Here is a 22,192-nt window from a genome sequence, read left to right on the forward strand (position 1 = left end):
GGGGCACGAGTATGAGCACTGCAAAACCACAGATCATCCTCGGCGCGTTCATTCCCAGCGCCGGGATAATGGGTTCCGCCTGGCGTCATCCCCAGGCGGCGGCTGATTCCTTCAAGGATTTCGGCCACTACCGCTGGATCGCCGAAACACTTGAGAAAGCGCGCTTTCATGCGCTGTTCTTCAACGACAGCCTTAACGTCGAGCTGGATTTACAAGCGCTGGCGCGGGGACCGAACAGTGTGCGCTGGGACCCGCTGGTGCTGATCCCGGCACTGGCGCTGGTGACGCAGCATATCGGCCTGATCGGCACCGCCAGCACGACCTATAACGAGCCTTACAATATTGCCCGCAAGTTTGCTTCCATCGACCATCTGAGCGGCGGTCGGGCGGGCTGGAATCTCGTGACGTCCCTGGGCGGCGGCGAGAACTTCAATCTCGACGCCCACGTGCAACATGCCGACCGTTATCAGCGCGCCGAAGAGTTTTACGACGTGGTCAGCGGTTTGTGGGACAGCTGGGAGGACGACGCGTTTGTGCAGGACAAGGCGTCCGGCACCTGGCTCGACACCGACAAGATGCACGTGCTCGATCACCACGGTAGTTCGTTCCAGGTCAAAGGCCCGCTCAATGCGGCGCGACCGATTCAGGGCTATCCGGTCATCGCCCAGGCCGGCTCTTCCGATGCCGGACGCGCCTTGGCGGCGCGCGCGGGGGAACTGATTTTTACCGCACAACACACCGTGGAGCAGGGCGTGGCGTTCTACACGGAGATCAAACAACGCGCTGTGCAACTGGGACGCAATGTCGAGCACCTGAAAGTGCTGCCGGGCGTCTCGACGGTGGTCGGCCGCACCCAGGCGGAGGCCCAGGCTAAGTACGACCGCTTGCAGGAGTTGCTCGACCCCACGTCGTTCCTGCGCACCATTTCGCGCTTCACCAGCCTGGGTTTTGACCTGTCGGAGTTGCCCTTCGACGAAGTGGTGCCGCTGCCGCCGGAAACCTTCGATACCAACACCCATAAAAGTCGACAGAAGCTGGTCTTCGACCTGATCCGCCGGGAGCGCCCGACCGTGCGCCAGCTGTTCAACAAGCTCACGGCGGGTGGGCATCGAATCCTCATCGGCACGCCACAAAGCATTGCCGACGATTTCCAGCAATGGTTCGAAGCCGGTGCCGCCGATGGTTTCAATGTGATGTTCAGCGGCCTGCACGAAGGCATCAGCGATTTTGCCGAAGGCGTGGTTCCCGAATTGCAGCGTCGCGGGTTGTTTCGTCACGAGTACCGAGGCCAGACGCTGCGGGAAAATCTCGGTCTGCCTTACATCGCCAACCGCCATGCCGCCTCATCACAGTGATGACCTGTGCCCCGCAATCCTGCGCCGCGAAGCCGATAGCTTCGCGTTTTGCCGATCCGACAAAAGTTGTGCTTATGACATTGAAAGCTTCGATCAAGCTGTCCCGCGCCGCGAACATGCCCCCGGCGAAACTGCTGCCGCTTCTGGCTGCGCTGCTGCTGACCGGCTGCGGCGATTCCCACGGACCTGCGTCGGCCACGGTTGCCGCGAGCCCGGTGTCCAGCGGGACGCTCAAGGTCGCGCTGGATGGCGATCCCAATTGCGTTGACCCGCAACAGGCCGGCAACAACACCGCGCTCAATGTCGGGCGTCAGCTCACAGATTCTTTGACCGATCAGGATCCGAAAACCGGCGAAATCGTGCCGTGGCTGGCAACCCGCTGGGAGGTTGACCCGGATTCGCGGCGCTTCACGTTTTACCTGCGCCAAGGGGTGAGTTTCAGCGATGGCAGCGCGCTGGATGCCAGCGCCGTAAAGGCCAACTTCGAAAATATCGTCACCCTTGGGGCGCGTTCGATCCTTGGTTCGACGTATCTGGCCGGGCTCAAAAGCATTGAAACGCCAGACGCGCATACGGTTATCGTCGAGTTCCAGCGACCCAATGCGCAATTTCTGCAGGCGAGCTCTACCATGAGCCTGGGCGTGCTGGCCGGAGCAACCCTGGCGTTGCCGCCGGGTGAACGTTGCCAGGGCAACCTGATCGGCAGCGGGCCGTTTGTGCTGAAGTCTTTCGTCCACAACCAGCGCGTGTCGCTGGCCCGACGTGACGATTACGCCTGGGCTTCCTCTCTGGCCAGCCACAAAGGCAAGGCCTGGCTGGACGCTATCGAATTCGTCATCGTGCCGGAATCCGGCGTGCGTCTGGGCAGCCTGTTGTCCGGGCAGATCGATGTCGATACCGGTGTGGTTCCGCAAAACGAGCAGGTGCTGGAGACCCAGGGCGTGCCATTGCTGACCCGCGCCAATCCCGGCGTGGTCTACAACCTGACGCCGGACGAAACGGATCCGCTGTACAGCGACGTGCGGGTGCGTCAGGCATTGATCAAAGCCATCGACCGCGAGCAGCTGCGCAGCATCATTTCCCGTTTCCAGAAACCGGCCAGTGCCTTGCTGGCCAGCAGCACGCCGTTCTACCGCGATCTGTCGCCGTTGCTGGCCTACGACCCGGAAGGCGCGCGAGGTTTGCTTGAGGAAGCGGGCTGGCGTGTGGGCGCTGACGGTATTCGCGAGCGAGACGGAAAACGCCTGGCGTTGCGTTTGGATTATTGGCAAAGCACGCCGATTCTGGAGCTGATTCAACAGCAATTACGGCTGGTCGGCGTGGATTTGCGCCTGAATAAATACACCATAAGTCAAGTCACGGCGTTGCAGGCCAGCGGCGACATGCACCTGACGTTTTTCAATCTGACCCGCGCCGATCCTGACGTGATCCGCACCGTGTACCAATCGCCGGGACGCAACTACAACCGGCGCGATCCGGGCCCGCTTGATCAGATCCTGCAACAGTCGGCCGCAACGCTGGACAGCGCGCAACGCCAGAAACTGGTGGATCAGGCCAGTGAAACCCTGCTGCGCGAGGCTCACGCGATTCCGCTGATCGAACTGGTGACGGTGCTGGCCCATGGCAAACAGGTGCATGGCTTGCACTTTGAAGCTTCATCGAGGCTGCAGTTTTTCGATACCTGGTTGCAGCGGTAGGTGATTTGGATCTGTGGGAGCGAGGCTTGCCCGCGAAGAACGATGACGCGGTGGATCAGGGTCACCGAGGCGCCTGGTTCGCGGGCAAGCCTCGCTCCAACGAGCATTTCAATTCACGAGGCTTCATCGCGATTTCGATACCTGGTTGCAGCGGTAGCGCGAACGCCATACCCGTGGGAGCAAGCTTGCTTGCGAAGGCGATATACCAGGTTCAAACAATACGCCGGATGTGCTGACCTTTTCGCGAGCAAGCTCGCTCCCACAAAAAGCATTCATGCGATGTTCAAGAGGAAACCCCATGACTGACAGTTCGCTGAATCCAGGCAATGCCGACCTTGTGTTACGCGCGCCCGGTTTCCCTTTGCGTCAGGCTGCGACTTATCTGTTGAACCGGGTCGGCCAAGCGTTGCTGGTGTTATGGGCGGCGTTCAGTGTGTCGTTTGTGATTTTGTACGCGCTGCCCAGTGATCCGGTGAGCATCATGCTCAATCAGCAAGGCGAGCCCTCGGCGGTGGATCTGGCGCAGATCGCCGCGCTGCGCGCCGAATATCACCTCGACCAGCCGCTGCCGGTGCAATACGGCATTGCCTTGTGGCGCGCGCTGCATCTGGATTTAGGCCATTCGATACAAAGCGGCGAACCCGTGATAAAGGCGTTGAGCGAGGCTTTGCCAGCCACTGCCGCGCTGACCTTTCTGGCTCTCGGTTTTGCTTTGTTGGCCGGCATTGCCCTGGCGCTGACCGCCAGCCTGGTGCGCAGCGACTGGTTGCGCAACGGGTTACTGGGCATGCCAGCGGTGGCGGTGTCGTTGCCGACCTTCTGGATCGGCTTGTTGCTGCTGCAAGGTTTTTCGTTCTCCTGGCACTGGTTTCCGGCCATGGGCAATCAGGGCTTTAGCTCACTGATATTGCCGGCGCTGACCCTGGCGATTCCCACAGCGGCAGTGATCGCCCAGGTGCTGGCGCGCTCACTGGCGGCGGTGCGCGCGCAGCCGTTTGTCGATGTGTTGATTGCCAAGGGACTGAGCCCGCGACGCCTGCTGTTTGTTCATCAACTGCATAATGCGGCGATTCCGTTGCTGAGCCTTTCCGGGGTAATCGTTGGCAATCTGCTGGCCGGTTCCGTGGTCACTGAAACAGTGTTTTCCCGGGAAGGCGTGGGGCGGCTTGCTCAGGCAGCGGTGAGTGGCCAAGACATTCCATTGGTGCAGGGCGTGGTGGTGTTGGCGGCGGCGATCTTTATCAGCGTCAATCTGCTGGTCGACCTGATTTACCCGCTGCTTGATCCGCGTTTACAAGGGAGGGCAGGACGATGAGCCAGGTGTTGAATCAGCCATCGAGCGCATTGGCTGCGCCGCCAACCAGCGCCTATTGGCAAAGGTCGAAACTGGCTTCGCTGTTAAGGCGTCGGCCGCTGCTGCCGTTGGGTCTGTTGGTCCTGCTGCTGGTGTTGGCCTGGGCGTTATGGCCCGGCGCGTTCAGCCATTACGATCCGTTGTTGGGAGTACCGAGCCAGGCCTTGCAGAGCCCGAGTACCAGTCATTGGTTTGGCACAGATCAGCTGGGCCGCGATCTGTATAGCCGCACGGTGCATGGCGCAGCCATTTCGTTGCAGGCCACGGCGCTGGCGGTGGCAATTGCCTTGGTGGTGGGCATTGTGCTGGGGATCATTGCCGGCTATTTCGGCGGCGTGGCCGATGCGCTGCTGATGCGCGTGGTGGAAGTGCTGATGGCGATTCCTTCGCTGTTGTTGGCCATGGCGATCATTACCGTGCTGGGCTTCGGCACGCTGAATATTGCCTTGGCGGTGGGGCTTTCATCGGTGGCTACGTTCGCCCGCCTGGTGAGGGGCGAGGTCTTGCGCTGGCGCACGGCGGTGTTCGTCGAAGCAGCGGTGTCCTGCGGCGTCGGGCCATGGACGATCATTCGCCGGCACATTCTGATTCACGCCGCCGGACCTGTGCTGGCCCTGGCTGCACTGGAATTTGGCAGCGCAGTCTTGTCGGTCGCGGCGCTGAGTTTCCTTGGTTTCGGCGCGCCACCGCCGCAACCGGAGTGGGGATTGCTGATCTCCGAAGGCCGCAACTATATGGTCGCGGCCTGGTGGTACACGACATTGCCGGGGCTGGTGGTAGCAGCGGTGGTGTTAGCGACCAACCAATTGGCCAGAGCGGTACAGGATTTACAAGGAAATCAGTCATGAGTGCGCCGGAAAACGCGGTTTTGCAGATCAGTGGCTTAAGCATTGGTTATCGGACCCGCGAAGGTCGGGTGCCAGGCGTCGACGGGATCAACTTCTCGCTGTTCGCCGGGGAAATCGTCGCGGTGGTCGGTGAGTCCGGATCAGGCAAATCCACCACCGCTGCGGCGCTGGTCGGGTTGTTGGCCGGTAATGCGCAGATCGAAAGCGGCAGCATCAAGCTCAACGGCGTAGAGCAGATCCGCGCCAGCGAACGTCACTGGCGGGCGTTGCGCGGCAAGGTACTCGGCTTTGTGCCGCAGGATCCGGGCATGTCGCTGGACCCGGTAAAACGCATCGGTGCGCAGTTGTGCGAAGCCATGACTGTCCACGGCGTGCCCAAGTCCGAAGCGCGGGCGCGGGCGGCGACGTTGCTGGCGGACGTCGGCTTACAGAATCCCGAGCGGGTAGGGCGCAGCTTTCCGCATCAGCTGTCCGGCGGCATGCGTCAACGGGTGCTGATTGCCATCGCACTGGCCAACAATCCGGCGGTAATTATTGCTGACGAACCCACCAGCGCGCTGGATGTGGGCGTGCAGCGGCAGATTCTCGATCAACTGCAATCTCTGGCGCGCAAGCGGGGCACGGCGGTGCTGTTGATCACCCACGATCTGGGCGTGGCACTGGACCGCGCCGACCGGCTGATCGTCATGCACAACGGGCGGATTGTCGAAACCGGCGCAGCGCGGCAGATTTTCCAGCGTCCGCAGCATGCCTACACGCAGCAGTTGTTGGGCGCAGTTCCAACCTTGGCGAGTGCGGCACCCCGGCCAGTCGCATCGCGGCGCGATTCAGTGGTAGCGCTGCAATCGCCGCTGCTGCAAGTCGAACACCTCGGCAAAGACTTTTCGACCTGGCGTAACCCGGGTTCGGCGGCGGTGGACGATGTGTCGTTTTCGGTGATGCGCCACGGCACCACCAGCCTGGTGGGCGAGTCTGGTTCCGGCAAGTCCACCACCGCGCGGCTGATAGTGGGTCTGGAAAAGCTTGATGCCGGGCGGGTGCTGTTCGATGGGCAGGACATCAGCGGCTATTCACGGCGGAACTGGCAGCCATTACGCAGACGGATTCAGGTGGTGTATCAGAATCCCTACGCATCCCTTGACCCGCGTTTTACCCTGGAGCAGATCATCAGCGAACCCTTGCAAGCCTATGCCGTGGGCGACCGGGAATCACGGACGAGGCGCGCGGCGGACCTGCTTGAACAGGTCGAGTTGCCGCTGCGTCTGCTGCACAGCCGACCGGGTGAATTGTCCGGCGGCCAGCGACAGCGAGTTGCCATCGCCCGAGCGCTGGCCCTTGAACCGGAGCTGGTGGTATTGGACGAACCGCTTTCGGCGCTGGACGCTTCAGTGCAAACGCAGATTCTGGCGTTGCTTGCCCAGTTACAGCAACGGCTGGGACTGAGCTATCTGTTCATTTCCCACGACCTGGCGGTGGTGCGGCAGATTTCCGATCAGGTGGTGGTCATGCGCGCGGGCAAAGTGGTCGAGCAGGGCGGCTGTCACGATGTTTTCCAGTCTCCCGGTCATGCCTATACCCGGCGTCTGTTGGCGGATATTCCGGGGCAGTTGTATCTGCAAGAGCAGCAGGTGCAATCCCGCTCCAGCGCATGAGGCCGGGAAGACTTGGCTCTATGCTTAGATCTATTCGGTATTAAATTTTATAAAAACAAAAGCTTAGGATATATAGCTACAAGATAGCTCAAGGCCACTTACGATGTATCCCGCCCCTGCTTTCCCTGCTGTCGAAGGTCGCCCATGACCTTCGACTATGCCTTTGCCATTTCCACGCTGCCTGCCTTTCTTAAAGCCGTTGGTGTCACCTTGCAGGTCGGCTTGATCGCGATTCTGACTTCGTTGCTGGTTGCGGTACTCAACGCCGCCATCGCCACGTTTCGCGTGCCGGTGCTGCATCGACTGGTCCCGCTGTATGTGGAACTGGCGCGCAATACGCCGCTGCTGATTCAGCTGTTCTTCATCTATTTCGCCTTGCCGACGCTGGGGATTCGCGTTTCCGGCTTTGCCTCGGCGGTGATTGCGATGACCTTCCTTGGCGGCGCATACCTGACCGAAATCCTGCGCGCCGGCATCGAGGCGGTACCCAAGGCGCAGATCGAATCGGGCCTGTCCATCGGCTTGTCCCGCTGGCAGTTGTTGCGGCACGTGATTTTGCCCCAGGCGGGCATTCTCAGCCTGCCGGCGCTGTTCGCCAACTTCGTATTCCTGCTCAAGGAAACCACGGTGGTCTCGGCCGTAGCTGTTCCGGAAATCCTCTACACGGCCAAAAGTTATATCGCGCTGTATTACAAAACCTACGAAATGCTCGCCGTGATGACCGGCCTGTGCGTGCTGTTGTTCCTGCCGCTGTCGCTGTTGCTGGGCGTTCTGGAAAGGAGGCTCCAGCATGGCCAGTTCGGGTCTTGATTTGTTGTGGGTGTCGGCGCCGCAGCTGCTGACTGGTGCTGGGCGGACGTTGGGTATTTCGCTGCTGGCAATTGTGTTTAGCAGCCTTGGCGGGTTGGTCTACGGCGTGCTGCGCAGTCTTGGCAAACCTTGGTTCGACATACCGCTGCGCATTTATCTGGAGCTGTTTCGCGCGATCCCGGTATTGGTCTGGCTGTACCTGTTCTTCTTCGGCTTGCCGATCTTCCTTGGCCTGAGCATTCCGGCGTTCTGGTGCGCGGTGCTGGTCCTGTCGTTGTGGGGCGCCAGCGAGGTGGGCGAGGTGGTCCGTGGCGGACTGCGTTCGATACCGCGCGGCCAGCGCGAAGCCGGGCTGGCGATTGGACTGGGCTTGCGTCAGCTCTACGGTCGGGTGCTGTTGCCTCAGGCTCTCAAACGCCTGACGCCACCGGTTATCAACGTCTACACGCGGCTGATCAAGACCAGCTCGCTGGCGGTGCTGATCGGGGTGATCGACGTCACCAAGGTGGGCCAGCAGATCATCGAGCGCACCTACGAATCGGTGCTGATCTATGGCTTTCTGTTCCTGTTTTTCTTTTTCATCTGCTATCCGCTGTCGGCCGCGTCCCGCGTGCTTGAACGGCGCTGGAATCACGCATGAGCGCATTGATCGAACTGGCCGGATTCAGCAAGAATTTCGGCGCGACACCTGTATTGCAGGACATCGACCTGCAGGTCGCAGAAGGCGAAGTGCTGGTCATCCTTGGCCCCAGCGGTTGCGGTAAAAGCACTTTGCTGCGCTGCCTCAACGGCCTGGAATTGGGCCACGCGGGCAACCTGCGGTTCGCCGGGACGGACCTGGCCGCCAATGCCGACTGGCGCAAGGTTCGCCAGCAAATCGGCATGGTCTTCCAGAGTTATCACCTGTTCCCGCACATGACGGTGCTCGACAACATTCTGCTCGGCCCGGTGCAGGTGCAGAAGCGCGCGCCCAAGGAAGCCCGGCAACAGGCCGAAGCGTTGTTGACGCGGGTTGGCCTGGCTGACAAGCGTGATGTCTACCCGCGTGAACTGTCCGGTGGCCAGCAACAGCGCATCGCTATTGTTCGGGCGTTGTGCATGAACCCCAAAGTCATGCTCTTCGACGAAGTCACCGCCGCCCTCGACCCGGAAATGGTCAAGGAAGTGCTGGAGGTGATCCTCGATCTTGCCCAGGGCGGGATGACCATGCTGATCGTCACACACGAAATGGCGTTTGCCCGTGCCGTGGCGGATCGAATCCTGTTCATGGACCGCGGCCGTATCGCGGAACAGAACGACCCCGAAACTTTCTTCAGCGCCCCGCAGACCGCACGAGCGCAGCAGTTCCTGGAGAGGTTTTCCTACGTAGAAAACATGCCCAAAAGGAAAGCATCGTGAGTTTTAAAACTGCCCTGGTTGTACCTCTGATTGCCCTCGGTCTGTTGACCGGTTGCGACAAACCCGCAGAACCCAAGCCCTCGGCGCAGGCCAAGCCTGTCGCTGCGGCAAGCTATCTGGACATCATCAAGAAACGCGACAAATTGATTGTCGGCGTGTTCAGCGACAAGCCGCCGTTCGGCTTCGTCAACGAACAGGGTGAATACGTCGGGTTCGACACTGATCTTGGCAAGCGCTTCGCCAAGGATTTGCTGGGCGATGAAAAGAAGATCGAGTTTGTGGTGGTTGAACCGGCCAGCCGTATCCCGTTCCTGCAAAGCGACAAGGTCGACCTGATTCTGGCCAACATGACCGTGACTCCGGAGCGTCGCGAAGCGGTGGAGTTCACCAACCCGAATCTGCGCGTTGCCGTGCAGGCGTTGGTACCTGAGGCCAGTTCGGTAAAAGTCCTTGATGATCTGGCGAGCAAAACCACTATCGTCACCACTGGCACTACGGCCGATATCTGGCTGACGAAAAATCACCCGGACTGGAAGGTGCTGAAGTTCGAGAAGAACTCCGAGTCTCTTCAGGCCCTGGCCAACGGTCGCGGTGATGCGTATGCCCAGGACAATCTGGTGTTGTTCAGCTGGGCGAAGAAAAACCCCGGTTATCGCGTGCTGGAACAGAAGCTGGGCGACGAAGCACCGATCGCCCCGGCAGTGAAGAAAGGCAACATCGAACTGCGCGACTGGGTCAACGCGGAGCTTGCCAAACTGGGCGAAGAGAAATACCTGCTCAAGCTCTACGACCAGTACGTGCGCAAGGAACTGGCTGACGGCACCGATCCTTCAGCGGTAATAGTTGAAGGCGGTAGCTGGAAGCCTTAACAGGATCTGTAGGACCGGCTTCCACCAGGAGAACACCCTCCCGGCTAAAGCCGGTCCTACGTAATGCTCCCCGCTTCAAGTCTTGTCTAGTGCGTAGATATCTGTTAACAATCACAATAAGCGCTTATCTCGCGGTAACTTAGTCATTGTAAGTAGTTAGCTGGCTAATAACTTATAGTTGACGTCAATTCTTAACTTTTTCCATCCACTTAAGTTCGCCCATGACCCGCCGATAGTCAGCATAGAGTTCAATGGTTTTTGCTATCGCTGAGGGTACGTCATGTTCAATAAACTTCTAAAAAACGAACTGGCAGCCAGGACGGCCGAGGTTGTGGAGTTCAAAGGACTGATTGCGGCACTTGAACGTTCGATGGCAGTGGTGGAGTTCGACCTGACCGGTAAAGTGCTACGCGCCAACGACAATTTTCTGAAAGCCATGGGCTATAGCGAGGATGAGTTGCTGAGCAAGTCCCACCAGGACTTTTGTTTGCCGACCCTGACGCGCAGCAAGGAGTACAGCGAGTTCTGGGCGCAGCTCAGGGCCGGCAAGTTTGTTTCGGGTACCTTCCAGCGTGTCACCGGCCGGGGGCAGAACATTTGGCTTGAGGCCAGCTACAACCCGGTAACGGATGAACGGGGCCAGGTGTTGAAGGTGGTCAAGTACGCGCTGGACATCACCGCCAAGGTGAGCCAGGAAGCCGAAACCCGTAGCAAACTGGCCGCCCTTGATCGGGCCATGGCGGTCGTGGAGTTTGATCTGAGCGGTAATGTTCTGGTCGCCAATGACAATTTCCTGAAAGTGATGGGTTATGGGGCGGCTGAACTCAAGGGCAAGCAACACCGCCTGTTCTGCGAGCCGAGTCTGGTCAACAGTGCCGAGTACAGTGACTTCTGGCGTCGACTGAATGCGGGTGAGTTTTTCAGCGGGCAATTCAAGCGACTCGCGAAGAATGGTCGCGTGGTCTGGCTGGAAGCCTCTTACAATCCGGTGTATGACGCGGACGGCAAACTCTACAAGATCGTAAAGTTTGCCAGCGACATCAGTGATCGGGTCGAAAAGTTCGAGTCCGATTCCCGTGGCGCATCCCGCGCTTACCACATTTCCGCCGAGACGGAAAAAGTCGCCGAGCACGGCGCCGAAGTCATTCAGCAGACCGCTCGGGAAATGCGCCAGATTGCCGACAATATCGGCGCTTCGGCCCGACTGGTTGGCCAACTGGGTGAACGCTCCGAGCAGATCACGGCAATCGTCAACACCATTCGCGGCATCGCCGATCAGACCAACTTGCTGGCCCTCAACGCCGCCATCGAGGCTGCGAGGGCTGGAGATCAGGGCCGGGGGTTTGCGGTGGTGGCCGATGAAGTCCGGCAACTGGCCGGGCGCACCAGCCGCTCGACGGCGGAGATTGCCGAGATGATCGGCATGATCCTGACCGAAACCCGTGATGCGGTCGCCAGCATGGACGCCACTCAGGAGGGCGCGCAACGCGGCGTCAGCCTCGCTGATCAGGCCGGGACGGTTATCCTGCAAATCCGCACGGGGACCAGTGATGCCGTGCAAGCGGTCAGCATGTTCGCGTCCAGTCATGACTGATCAGAGGCTGTCCCTGGCAAAGACTGAACTCGATCATTGAAAAGCAGGTTGTCTGCGAATGAATGGTTTATCTACGGATAAGCCTTGTATTCGGATGGTCGGCGGCATGGCCTTCGACCATCCATCTGGACCCCATCCAGGAGCGGTGAATTTTCCAAACGGCCAGTACTCCTTCTTACAACGACTTAAAGAAGCGCTTTCGCGTGAGTATTTGCGCGTGAGCATGTCTTGCTTGTATCAGGAACTGCCAGGAAGTATTTATGACCTCTCTTCAAATGCCGACAGAGTCTGCTTTCTCTCAGCCTCATCGAACTGTGCAAAGTTATTACAAAGCGACCTATGACGCGCTGATGCACAGTCCGTTGCTGCAGGATGATCCTCAGGCTGCGGCCTTTTTACGCCAACAGCTGCAACTCGCCGACATGCAGCCCTGTCATCTGCCCGCCGAGCCTGAACACCTTGAGCAGTGGATCGCGGAAGGTGTGGGCAAAGTCGCCGAGCACTATTCGGCGTATCTGGACCAACGTCGCGCCGGGTCGCCGCGCCGGTTTTTTACCAACAAGGCCCACGCGATGTATTTTCTGCAACATGTTGCGCCGACCAAACGGGTCGATGGGGCATGGCTGTACGGGTTGCTGCCGCATTGGGCCGATTACCGGTTTCATGGGTTGATCCGCACCTATCTCGAAGAACTGGGCGATGGCGATGCGGCGCTGAACCACGTTTCGCTGTATCAGAAACTTCTGGCGGACCTGGAATGCGATCTAAGCGACGGGCTCGATGACGAAGCTTATCTGCAAGGGGCCATTCAGTTGGCACTGGGCAATCAGGCCAGGCAATTTCTGCCGGAGGTGATCGGGTACAACCTGGGCTATGAACAACTTCCGTTGCACTTGCTGATCACCTCGTTCGAGCTGAACGAACTGGGTATCGATCCGTACTATTTCACGCTGCACATCACCATCGACAATGCCAGCACCGGCCACGCTCGCAAGGCGGCGCAAAGCGTCCTGGCCTTGCTGCCCATGGGCGAGCAGCGCGACGATTTCTATCAGCGCATTGCCAACGGCTACCGACTCAACGAATTGGGGGCTGGCACCACAGCCGTGATCCAGGCGTTTGATCTGGAGCAGGAATTGATCGCACTGTTGGAGCGCAAGCGCACCTTTGGCCAGCACATGCATTCGGACTATTGCCGCCTGGATGGCAAGACCGTCAACCAGTGGCTGGCGGAGCCGGACCAGATGGGGGAGTTTCTTGCGGTGCTGGAAAATCGCGGCTGGATAAAACGCCATCAGGATCCGACCGAAAGTCGCTTCTGGCAGCTGATCGAAGGCGCGGGTGCGGCCATGTTCGGGGTGTTCAATGCTTATGAAAAGCAGGTGCTGCATGACTGGATCGCGGGCGACTGGTCAGCCACTGCGGTGCAGTCGACCTCCAGCAAGCGAACTCCGGATGCATTCCGGGCACGCTTCAGGTCGGCGCCGCGCAACGATGGTCTGCGCACGGCCGACCAGCACACGCGGCTCGAAGATGTCGATCCCGATGTCAGCGGCTTGCTGGCCGATCTCAACAACGCCACGGCGGCGCAGAAGATGCAGGTCCTGATCGAGCGCATGTCGCCCGCCAGGCACGCGACTCCCGCCGGACTGTTTGCGACCAAACGCTATGTCGAAGCCATGGCTGAGCGTCTGACGGGAGAGCGAGCATGAACGCCAACCAGGCTTTTGCGATTGATACGTCGGACATTCGGCTCCAGCGCTCTTCCCATGACGCGCTGGTGAAGCTCGGGCAAGGCCTCGTTGCCGACGGTTACCGCTTTATCACGCCTACGCCGCTGACCCATCAACGGGTCAACGCGCGCGCAGGCAATCAGCTGGCGTCCTCGCTGCGGGATGTGTTCGGCTGGAGCCGGCCGTTTCCGGAAACGTTGTTGCCGGCCGACGAACTGAACGAGTTGCTGGCTGCCGGTATTGTTGCCGCCCACGCGCGCGGCTTCATCAGTCGCGTCAGGTGGTCGAGCCTGGGAGATTTGTCGCTGGCGCATTCGGCGTTTCCGACCACGGACGAGGACTCGGTGTTCTTCGGCCCGGATACCTACCGTTTCGCGCAGTCGATTCGCGACCAGTTGAGCAGGACTTTCACGCCCATCAGGCGCGCCGTGGACATCGGCTGCGGCAGCGGCGCGGGCGCGCTGGTGATCGCCCGCGCACAGCCTCACGCTCAAGTGTTCGCCGTGGATATCAATCCCAAGGCGCTGCACTTTGCCCAGGTCAATGCCCAGGTAGCCGGGATCGACAACGTTGAATGCCTGGAGAGTGACATTCTGCGCGGCGTGAACGGTGAGTTCGATCTGATTATCGCCAACCCGCCCTACATGAAGGACGCGCGCCAGCGGGCATATCGCCACGGTGGCGATGCGCTGGGTGCTGATCTGTCGGTGCGAATCCTGCGCGAGTCTTTGCCGCGGCTGGCGGTGGGTGGCGCGTTGGTGCTGTACACCGGCGTGGCAATGGTCGACGGCGCGGATCCGTTCCTGGCTGCGGTGGCAGATGATATTGCCGGTCCAGCGTGGGCCTGGACCTATCGGGAGATTGATCCGGATGTCTTCGGCGAAGAATTGCTCGAGGATGGCTATCGGGACGTGGAGCGGATTGCAGCGGTGGAATTGGTGGTGCGCCGGGTCTGATGACTCGGTGGCTTGAGAAAAGCCCGTTCACGCGACCGGGCTTTTGCGTTTCAGGACGGTCAGGCGATGCTGTAACCGTCAAACGCCTTCTGCTGCTGCAAGGCGGTAATGATATTTTTGCGCGTCACCGGCAACTCGTTGCCTTCGTTATCAACGAAGGTTTCGCTTTCCAGCTCCGCCTCGTCGCCTTCGCCAACAAAGCTGAAGCCCAGGAATTCGAAGGCTTCACGGTCGACGTTCGGCCGGGAGCGCGGCGTACGCATCGGCAGGCTGACAGTGATGCCATCCTTGCTGATGGAAAACACTTCGACGTCCTTCTTGGCCCGGGCGACCTTGCTTTTGCCGGTACCCGGATTGCTGATGGCCTGATGGGTCTGGTTCAGCACCTTGAGCGCCAGGCTATACACCAGTTCCTGAAACGCCGGGTCATCCTTGTAGCTGAACAGGATGCGACTGATAGAGAACCGCGTGCTCAAATCCGCCAGAGCCGCGCTGTCGGACGCCTCGGCGTCCTTGAGCTGCTTGAGTTCGCCCATCAACTCGTAGGCCTTGTCGTCGTCAAGACTGTCCTGAGCTTGGCGAATTGCGGCTCGTAGCTGACGAATCTGATCGCTTTCCTTGGCGCTCTGGAAGGTATCAAGCACCATTTCGCTGATGATCTTGGCCTGAGGCACGTGTTGGGAAAGGCTGATGGCATCTTCGTAAGCGAGCTTGGAGGAGGTCACGGCGTGTTCTGTATGGGAATCAGGCATTGAATTTCACTATTTCGTTAACCGGGTTTGAGGCGCGAAAGGCATTGAGCTTTTCGGGGCGCCTAATCTAGTGGACGAGGGCGCTGTTGTCACGAGCCAATAGCCCGGAGGTTGATTCATGGCCGTCATCCGGGACCAAGGCGGCATATTCAGGGTCGATTTACACTTTTATCCTGTCACTGGCGATCCTTGGCTTGTTTTCTTGCGCCGTCCTGTTGATCATTCCGCTCACGGCTATTTAGTAAAGAGATTAAGTGACATGAGTATGGGACTGACTGAAGAAGACATGCGCCGGGCGCTGGGCCTTGATGAGCCAGCCAAGCCCGCCGAGCAACCTGAGCCGGTAATCGAGTTCGACCTCGAACCGACCGTTGCGCCGGAACCTGAACCCGAGTTCATCATCGCGCCGCCTGAGGCCGAGGTTAAGCCTGAAGCCGTGCGTCCGAAAGCCAAGCGTGTATCACCCGCACTTCGGGTCACCATGCGCTGCACCAAGGTCTTCGAAGGCGAAGAGACGATGTTCGTGTACGACGCCAAGACCCTGAGCACCTTCGATGCCGAGCAGGAAGCGAAGAAGGCAGCGGCCAAGGAAAAATTCAAGTATTTCGAAGTGATATCGGTCAAGCGCGTGGAGTGAGGGTGATAACACTGTGGGACCGGATTTATCCGGGAAAAGGCCATCGCTCACGCCGTAAATCTGTGTCGCCGCCACGAACGCCTCGCGAATAAATTCGCTCCTACAGTTGAGATGCGGTCCACACAGATTCAACGCCGCTTTGGCTTTGTTCTTGATCTTGATCTTAAGCGCCCCGTCAAACCACGCCGGCCGAAATCCGATGTTGATTTGGAGGATAAACCGGCAGGACGCCGGTTTAGCCGCACTGGGCCAGGGATGGCCCTTTGCGGCGACCCTCCACATCAATGTCGGATTACGGGCATGCCGAGCCAAAGCGAGGGACCGAGTGGTGGGGCAAGAGCGCTTTGGTTACTTTCGCGCTTTTCGAAAGTGACGCGCCGTAAGGGCGCAACCCTAAGTAGCCGTTACCGAAGCAATGGATATGTACGCACGCATCCTGTGGAAGCGAGCTTTAACCACTACAGAAACTATGGGCAGTGCCGACATGTTCGTGGGCAAGCCTCGCTCCAACGGACTTCGCGCCTAAGCTTCTTGCAACGCCGCCGCGATGGCTTCGTTGAACGCCGGGATATCGTCCGGATTACGCGATGTGATCAAGGTCCAGCCATTGGCCCCGCACTGTTTGACCTGTGCATCGACCCAGTTCGCCGCCTTGGCATTGATCAGGTCAGTGCGCAGGCTCGGGTATGACGTCAGCGTCTTGCCTTCAATGACGCCGGCATCAATCAGCAGCCAGGGCCCGTGGCAAATGGCTGCGACGATCTTTCCGGCTTTCGCGAATTCACTGACCAGACGCTGGGCGTCCTTGTCCTGACGCAGCGTGTCGGCGTTGACCGTACCACCCGGAATCACCAGCGCGTCAAAGTCACTGGCGGCAAGGCCAGAGAGTTTGCTGTCCGACTCCACGGTGCGATCTTTTTCGGTGTCCTGCATGAACGTCTGCGCAGTGCCGCCTTCGATGGATGCATGAGTCGCCTTGGCGCCATAGCTGCGCAATGCCTCCAGCGGCTTGAGCAACTCGTCGCGCTCGATTCCGGAATTGGCAGTGATGAACAGAACGTTTTTGCCTTGCAGTTGGGCTGTCATTGTCGGTTTTCCTCTACTCATGAAAGTCAGGAACGCACGGTCTGCCATGCGCTCTTGTGAATGGGAGGTTTTGCCGACAACGAAAGTTCAGCCCGATTGCACCAGCGTCAGGATTCCACCGGTGCGTAGTAGCCGCCCACCGCCGGTGGCTGGACCAGCGTTGCGGTCTTGCCCGGCGTCATTGGCTCGCGGCTGTCGCCGGAAATCATCCCTACCACTTCGCCGTCGTCCAGTAACGCCCAGGCGGCGACCGGATGAATGTAGAGCTTGCCGGAATGGCCGTCCTTGTGAATGAAGTTCCACCCTGAGCAGGGTGTGATTTGCATGATTTTTGCTGTCACGAGAATGCCCTCTCGATTGAGTACAGATCGAGCCTAGCAGGTGTTCGGGCAAAAGGAGTCGAGCGAACCGGTCGATATTTTCCGCAACTGCCGGTGTGATGCGCCGCGACCGTTGGTCGTCTAGCTTGCGGTCCCAAAAACAATGAGCGCACCCATGCAAAAGCTGTTGAACGAGATACTCGATGAAGTACGGCCGCTGATCGGTCAGGGCAAAGTCGCCAACTACATCCCGGCATTGGGTGATGTTGCTCCGGATCAGTTGGGTATCGCGGTCTACAGCAATGATGGCGAATTGCATTATGCCGGGGATGCCACGACGCGCTTCTCGATTCAGAGTATTTCCAAAGTATTCAGCCTGGTGCAGGCCATCGGCCACTCGGGCGAAGACATCTGGCAGCGGTTGGGCCATGAGCCGTCCGGTCAGCCGTTCAATTCCCTGGTGCAGCTGGAATTCGAGCGGGGCAGGCCGCGCAACCCGTTTATCAATGCCGGAGCTTTGGTGATCTGCGACATCAACCAGGGCCGCTTCGCCGCGCCTTCGTTGTCATTGCGCGACTTCGTGCGGCGGCTATGCGGCAACCCGGAGGTAATCTCCGATTCGAAAGTTGCTGAGTCCGAGTACCAGCACCGTTCGCGCAATGCCGCAGCGGCGTATTTGATGAAGTCGTTCGACAACTTCCATAACGACGTGGAAGACGTGTTGCGCAGCTATTTTCACCACTGCGCGATGAGCATGAGTTGCGTCGATCTGGCGCGGGCTTTTGGCTTTCTCGCCAACCAGGGATTTTGCGTACACAGCGGCCAGCAGATTCTTACCTCCCGGCAGACCAAGCAACTCAACTCGATCATGGCCACCAGCGGGTTGTACGACGAAGCGGGTAACTTCGCCTATCGTGTCGGCCTGCCAGGCAAGAGCGGCGTCGGCGGCGGTATCGTGGCGGTGGTGCCGGGGCGGTTTTCGGTGTGCGTCTGGTCGCCGGAACTCAATCCCGCCGGCAATTCCCTGGCAGGCATGGCGGCGCTGGAGAAGCTCAGCGAGCGCATTGAGTGGTCGGTGTTCTGAGGCGCAGCTCCCTCCAGAAATATATTCCCGAGCATTCCCGCTCCGGCGCTGGTCTACTGGGTTCACGTCAGCCAACTCTGCGGCTGACGGCACGCTCACCAGCAAGCCAGGGAACGCATGTACCTGAATCGATCAATCCCGTTTTTTTTCGAATCGCCGTGCAAGCCTGCCAAGCCGCTGCTTGCATTGGCCGCCGCACTGTTGCTCAGCGCTTGCGGCACCCAGCGCAGCCAGGAAGGTCCAGAGCTGACGCCCGGACAAATCCGTGCACAAATTTTGCGCCTGATGCCGGCCAAGGTTCCTGAGCGCGAGGCCTGGGCGGTGGATATCCAGGCTGCGTTTACTGCGCAGGACATCGCACCGACGACCCAGAATTTATGTTCGGTGCTGGCCGTGGCCGAGCAGGAATCAACCTTTCAGGTGGATCCGCCGGTGCCGGGGCTGGGGAAGATCGCTCGCACCGAGATCGACCGCCGCGCCGCGCGTCTGCACATTCCCGGCGTGCTGATTCGGACGGCCTTGCAGATTCGTTCGCCTGACGGTAAATCCTATGCCGCGCGGCTGGATGCAGCGCGCACCGAGAAACAGCTCAGCGCCATTTTTGATGACTTCATCGGCATGGTGCCCATGGGGCAAACCCTGTTCGGCAACTTCAATCCGGTACACACCGGCGGGCCGATGCAAGTGAGCATCGCGTTCGCCGAAAAACAGGCGAAAAGCTATCCGTATCCGGTGGCCGGGACGATTCGTCAGGAAGTATTCAGTCGGCGCGGCGGCATGTATTTCGGCATCGCCCATTTGCTGGGCTATCCGGCCAACTACCCCGCGCCGTTGTACCGGTTTGCCGACTTCAACGCCGGTTGGTACGCCAGTCGCAATGCGGCATTTCAGAGTGCGGTGAGTCAGGCGACGGGAATCAAGCTGGCGCTGGATGGCGACTTGATCCGCTACGACTCGACGTCACCCAGTTCCACCGAACTGGCGATACGTGCGTTGAGCAAGCGTCTGGACATGAATAACTCGGCGATCTTCAGTCAGCTCAAGCAGGGCGATACGCTGGAGTTCGAAGACACCAAACTGTATGAGCGGGTATTTGCGCTGGCCGACGCTGCGGCGGGTAAATCACTGCCTAGGGCGATCTTGCCGGGCATCACGCTGCAAAGTCCGAAGATTACGCGCAATCTCACCACGGCCTGGTTTGCCCAGCGAGTCGATGATCGGCGCGAACGTTGTATGCAAAAGGTTGCGACGGGGACTAAAGGCTAGGGCAACTCTTCCCATTCGACCAACTTGAGTTGCGCGCGCTCGGCGTGTTGTTGCAACGCTTCCAGCTCCGTACGCAGGCTCGACAGATTATGTTGCACACCAATTCGTGCATGCAGGCAAGCGTAAAACCAGGCATCGGAGTCACTCATCGTCGAATCAGGCTGAATGAAGATTCTTCGTTCCCCTCTGAAAACGTATCGAATCTCAAAATGTCGGCCACTCGCCATAACCTTGCTATCTCTGTTGTGATAGCGCTATGACATTGGTGGCATACAGCCAGTTCCCTTGGTGTTTTTTTTTCAGCCCAAAGGTCGCGGGATCAAACGTTGAGCTTGTCCACGGTTGATGGATCCGGCACGCCATCGAAGAAGGTATCCAGCACATTCTGAAAGATGCGGCGTTGAGGGTCTGCCACGGCGAACAGCGTCATGCTGGAGTGCAGTTTCATGTCGTCCGGCGAGCCGAAAATCTGCCGCGCGGTCCATTGCACCTGAGGCTCGATGATCTGCGCGCAGAGTTCCAGACGCGGCCCCAATACCGGGTGTTGCAGATAGGCCTGCGCTTCTTTAAGGCAGGTGATGGCGTAAAATCTGGCCGTCTCGCTACGGCCCAGCCCGCTGATCTGCGGGAAGACGAACCACATCCAGTGGCTCCTCTTTCTGCCCTCGCGCAATTCAGCCAGCACTTGCTCGAAAACGGGTGCCTGTGCGTCAACGAAGCGTTGCAGATTGTAGAAGTCGTTCATGGCACACCTTCCAGCAGACAGAGATTTATCGAGTGTGGTATTCGGCGACGGCCTTATGATGTCCCAGTTTAGCCGCTGAACCTCTGCGTTGCGCCGGGTTCGATAGACGTTCATCCCATCGTTTTTTGTCCGAGAGCCTTCCCGCGCATGCCCGTTGTCAGCCGTTTCGCCGCATTTTTCGATCAGGCACGCCGTGCGCTGGGATTGGTCTGGGTCACTTCCCGGGGCTTGTCGTTGGGGCTGGTGGTCGCCACTTTGCTGGCGGGCGTGCTGCCGGCGCTGGCCGCTTTTTTGGGGCAGCGCATCGTTGATGCGGTGGTCGCGGCCATGCAACTGCATGCCGACACCGGCAACGCGCCGCTCTGGCCGGTGTTGCGTTATGTGCTGATGGAGGCGGGCGTGTTGGGCTTGCTGGCCGGCACTCAGCGGGCCTTGTCGGTCCAGCAGTCGTTGCTACGCGTGCAGTTGGGACAGCAGGTCAATACGTTGATTCTGGAAAAGGCGCAAACCCTGTCACTCAGTCAGTTCGAGGACTCGGAGTTCTACGACAAGCTGGTGCGGGTGCGCCGCGAGGCCTCGACCCGGCCGCTGGCGTTGGTGACCAAATCCCTGGGCCTGACCCAGAATCTGATTTCCCTGATCAGCTTTGCTGTGTTGCTGGTGCATTTTTCGCCCTGGGCTCTGCTGATTCTGGTGCTGGGTGCGTTGCCGGTGTTTTTCGCCGAAGCGCATTTTTCCGGCGATGCCTTCCGCTTGTTTACTCGCCGGGCCCCGGAAAGCCGTCAGCAGAATTACATCGAAACGCTGCTTTCCCATGAGACCTACATCAAGGAGGTCAAGCTGTTCGGCTTCGGTCCCTTGTTGCTGCAGCGTTATCGCGACACGTTCGCGCGGTTGTATGCCGAAGACCGCCGCCTGACCCTGCGCCGCGACGGTTGGGGATTCCTGTTGGGTTTGCTCGGCACTGCGGCGTTTTATCTCGCTTATGCGTGGGTGGTGGTGGACGCGGTGCATGGTCTGATCACGCTGGGGCAGATGACCATGTATCTGGTGCTGTTCAAGCAAGGGCAAGGCGCGGTGAGCAGCAGCCTGAGCGCCATCAGCGGGCTTTACGAGGACGGCCTTTATCTGGCCGATCTGTATGAATACCTCGGGCAACCCGTCACCGTGGAAGTCGGCGGCGTGACCGAAGGTACCTTGCCCGGCGATGGCCTGCGCTTTGAGGGAGTGAGCTTTACTTATCCGGGTTCCAGCCATACGACCCTGGAAAACATAGACCTGCATCTGGCGCCCGGTCGCAGCGTTGCGCTGGTGGGCGAGAACGGCTCCGGCAAGACCACGCTGATCAAGCTGTTGACCCGTCTGTATCGACCGAATCAAGGGCGCATACTGCTTGATGGCAGCGATCTCAACGACTGGAATGAAGATGCTTTGCGGCGGCGTATCGGCGTGATCTTCCAGGACTACATTCGCTACCAGTTCATCGTCGGCGAGAACCTCGGCGTCGGTGATATCGACGCTTTCGGCGAAGAGCAGCGCTGGCGTGATGCTGCCAGCCAGGGCATGGCGGCAGAGTTCATCGAGCGGCTGGACAAGGGCTACGCAACGCAACTGGGCCGCTGGTTTGCCGGTGGCCAGGAGCTGTCCGGCGGGCAATGGCAGAAGATCGCCCTGTCCCGGGCCTACATGCGCCGCAATGCGGACATTCTGATCCTCGACGAACCCACCGCAGCCCTTGACGCTGGCGCGGAGGCGGCGGTGTTCGAGCATTTTCGCGAGTACGCGAAGGGCAGGATGACGCTGCTGATTTCCCACCGTTTTTCCAGCGTGCGTAATGCCGATCACATCGTGGTACTGGACCAAGGACGCGTCCTGGAACGCGGCGACCACGCCAGCCTGGTGGCTGCGGGCGGGCGCTATGCCACGCTGTTTGACTTGCAGGCGCGTGGATATCGCTGATGAACAATCAGGCCGCATACCGGCCTGACTCTATGGTTGGGCTTGCGACTTTCAGTGTCAGGGAAGCCACTTCGCGA

20 protein-coding genes and 2 pseudogenes are annotated in these 22,192 nt (G+C 59.5%); 17 read left to right on the forward strand and 5 right to left on the reverse strand.

The genetic code is table 11. From position 1 onward, the window contains the following. Positions 1 to 11 precede the first annotated feature (11 nt). The 13 genes and pseudogenes from AFK24_RS10265 to AFK24_RS10320 all read left to right on the forward strand — a co-directional run bounded on the left by AFK24_RS10265 (position 12) and on the right by AFK24_RS10320 (position 14,266). Positions 12 to 1,355, forward strand: coding sequence for an LLM class flavin-dependent oxidoreductase (locus tag AFK24_RS10265; protein WP_065833128.1), 1,344 nt, complete (start codon positions 12 to 14; stop codon positions 1,353 to 1,355). 74 nt (positions 1,356 to 1,429) lie between these two features. Next, complete coding sequence (locus tag AFK24_RS10270) at positions 1,430 to 3,052, forward strand: ABC transporter substrate-binding protein (protein ID WP_065833129.1); 1,623 nt, start codon at positions 1,430 to 1,432, stop codon at positions 3,050 to 3,052. Positions 3,053 to 3,350: 298 nt separating this feature from the next. After that, positions 3,351 to 4,367 (forward strand): ABC transporter permease, encoded by a 1,017-nt coding sequence (locus tag AFK24_RS10275; protein WP_080482115.1) that lies wholly within the window; start codon positions 3,351 to 3,353, stop codon positions 4,365 to 4,367. Next, positions 4,364 to 5,254 (forward strand): ABC transporter permease, encoded by an 891-nt coding sequence (locus AFK24_RS10280; protein ID WP_139110486.1) that lies wholly within the window; start codon positions 4,364 to 4,366, stop codon positions 5,252 to 5,254. Before AFK24_RS10275 ends, AFK24_RS10280 begins: the two co-directional genes overlap by 4 nt. After that, on the forward strand, positions 5,251 to 6,906 hold the full coding sequence (locus tag AFK24_RS10285) for a dipeptide ABC transporter ATP-binding protein (protein WP_065833130.1): 1,656 nt from the start codon (positions 5,251 to 5,253) through the stop codon (positions 6,904 to 6,906). Before AFK24_RS10280 ends, AFK24_RS10285 begins: the two co-directional genes overlap by 4 nt. A 144-nt stretch (positions 6,907 to 7,050) precedes the next feature. After that, on the forward strand, positions 7,051 to 7,716 hold the full coding sequence (locus AFK24_RS10290) for an amino acid ABC transporter permease (protein ID WP_065833131.1): 666 nt from the start codon (positions 7,051 to 7,053) through the stop codon (positions 7,714 to 7,716). Continuing rightward, positions 7,697 to 8,356, forward strand: coding sequence for an amino acid ABC transporter permease (locus AFK24_RS10295; protein WP_065833132.1), 660 nt, complete (start codon positions 7,697 to 7,699; stop codon positions 8,354 to 8,356). Before AFK24_RS10290 ends, AFK24_RS10295 begins: the two co-directional genes overlap by 20 nt. Next, entirely contained in the window at positions 8,353 to 9,114 is a 762-nt protein-coding gene (locus AFK24_RS10300; protein ID WP_065833133.1) for an amino acid ABC transporter ATP-binding protein, read from the forward strand. The genes AFK24_RS10295 and AFK24_RS10300 overlap by 4 nt, the downstream gene beginning before the upstream one ends. Beyond that, positions 9,111 to 9,983: a transporter substrate-binding domain-containing protein gene (locus AFK24_RS10305; protein WP_065833134.1), complete on the forward strand. Its 873-nt coding sequence runs from the start codon at positions 9,111 to 9,113 to the stop codon at positions 9,981 to 9,983. Before AFK24_RS10300 ends, AFK24_RS10305 begins: the two co-directional genes overlap by 4 nt. A gap of 280 nt (positions 9,984 to 10,263) precedes the next feature. Next, positions 10,264 to 11,028 (forward strand): annotated as a pseudogene (locus tag AFK24_RS32015) (PAS domain-containing protein); the annotation flags it as partial. A 114-nt stretch (positions 11,029 to 11,142) separates the two neighbouring features. Further along, positions 11,143 to 11,577, forward strand: a pseudogene (locus tag AFK24_RS32020) (methyl-accepting chemotaxis protein); the annotation flags it as partial. Between the two features lie 260 nt (positions 11,578 to 11,837). Next, complete coding sequence (locus AFK24_RS10315; protein WP_065833136.1) at positions 11,838 to 13,289, forward strand: iron-containing redox enzyme family protein; 1,452 nt, start codon at positions 11,838 to 11,840, stop codon at positions 13,287 to 13,289. Next, positions 13,286 to 14,266 carry a methyltransferase gene (locus tag AFK24_RS10320; protein ID WP_080482116.1) on the forward strand — a complete coding sequence of 327 codons (981 nt, stop codon included), beginning with the start codon at positions 13,286 to 13,288 and terminating at the stop codon, positions 14,264 to 14,266. The genes AFK24_RS10315 and AFK24_RS10320 overlap by 4 nt, the downstream gene beginning before the upstream one ends. Positions 14,267 to 14,325: 59 nt before the next feature. Here AFK24_RS10320 and AFK24_RS10325 read toward each other — a convergent pair whose 3' ends face one another. Then, positions 14,326 to 15,018 carry a hypothetical protein gene (locus tag AFK24_RS10325; RefSeq protein ID WP_065833137.1) on the reverse strand — a complete coding sequence of 231 codons (693 nt, stop codon included), beginning with the start codon at positions 15,016 to 15,018 and terminating at the stop codon, positions 14,326 to 14,328. A 259-nt stretch (positions 15,019 to 15,277) separates the two neighbouring features. Between AFK24_RS10325 and AFK24_RS10330 the strand changes: the two genes are divergently transcribed. Then, positions 15,278 to 15,655, forward strand: a complete 378-nt coding sequence (locus AFK24_RS10330; protein WP_065833138.1) for a hypothetical protein — start codon at positions 15,278 to 15,280, stop codon at positions 15,653 to 15,655. A 522-nt stretch (positions 15,656 to 16,177) separates the two neighbouring features. Here the strand turns inward: AFK24_RS10330 and AFK24_RS10335 are convergent. Continuing rightward, entirely contained in the window at positions 16,178 to 16,741 is a 564-nt protein-coding gene (locus AFK24_RS10335; RefSeq protein WP_065833139.1) for a type 1 glutamine amidotransferase domain-containing protein, read from the reverse strand. Between the two features lie 107 nt (positions 16,742 to 16,848). Then, positions 16,849 to 17,067: a hypothetical protein gene (locus AFK24_RS10340; protein WP_065833140.1), complete on the reverse strand. Its 219-nt coding sequence runs from the start codon at positions 17,065 to 17,067 to the stop codon at positions 16,849 to 16,851. Positions 17,068 to 17,236: 169 nt separating this feature from the next. On the opposite strand from AFK24_RS10340, the gene glsB reads away from it, so the two are divergent. Both glsB and AFK24_RS10350 read left to right on the forward strand, forming a co-directional pair. Beyond that, the gene (glsB, locus tag AFK24_RS10345; protein WP_065833141.1) at positions 17,237 to 18,145 is read left to right on the forward strand and encodes a glutaminase B; all 909 of its coding nucleotides are present in this window, start codon (positions 17,237 to 17,239) and stop codon (positions 18,143 to 18,145) included. Between the two features lie 117 nt (positions 18,146 to 18,262). Further along, complete coding sequence (locus tag AFK24_RS10350) at positions 18,263 to 19,411, forward strand: DUF1615 domain-containing protein (RefSeq protein WP_170826313.1); 1,149 nt, start codon at positions 18,263 to 18,265, stop codon at positions 19,409 to 19,411. Here AFK24_RS10350 and AFK24_RS10355 read toward each other — a convergent pair. Both AFK24_RS10355 and AFK24_RS10360 read right to left on the reverse strand, forming a co-directional pair. Continuing rightward, positions 19,408 to 19,638 (reverse strand): DUF6555 family protein, encoded by a 231-nt coding sequence (locus AFK24_RS10355; RefSeq protein WP_065833142.1) that lies wholly within the window; start codon positions 19,636 to 19,638, stop codon positions 19,408 to 19,410. The two genes, AFK24_RS10350 and AFK24_RS10355, sit on opposite strands and share 4 nt — an antisense overlap. Before the next feature lie 92 nt (positions 19,639 to 19,730). Continuing rightward, on the reverse strand, positions 19,731 to 20,156 hold the full coding sequence (locus AFK24_RS10360; RefSeq protein ID WP_065833143.1) for a DUF1810 domain-containing protein: 426 nt from the start codon (positions 20,154 to 20,156) through the stop codon (positions 19,731 to 19,733). A 147-nt stretch (positions 20,157 to 20,303) separates the two neighbouring features. Here AFK24_RS10360 and AFK24_RS10365 point away from each other — a divergent pair, with 147 nt between their 5' ends. Further along, positions 20,304 to 22,115, forward strand: a complete 1,812-nt coding sequence (locus AFK24_RS10365; RefSeq protein ID WP_065833144.1) for an ABC transporter ATP-binding protein — start codon at positions 20,304 to 20,306, stop codon at positions 22,113 to 22,115. Positions 22,116 to 22,192 lie beyond the last annotated feature (77 nt).

Source organism: Pseudomonas syringae (genome assembly GCF_001698815.1).
GTDB lineage: Bacteria > Pseudomonadota > Gammaproteobacteria > Pseudomonadales > Pseudomonadaceae > Aquipseudomonas > Aquipseudomonas syringae_A.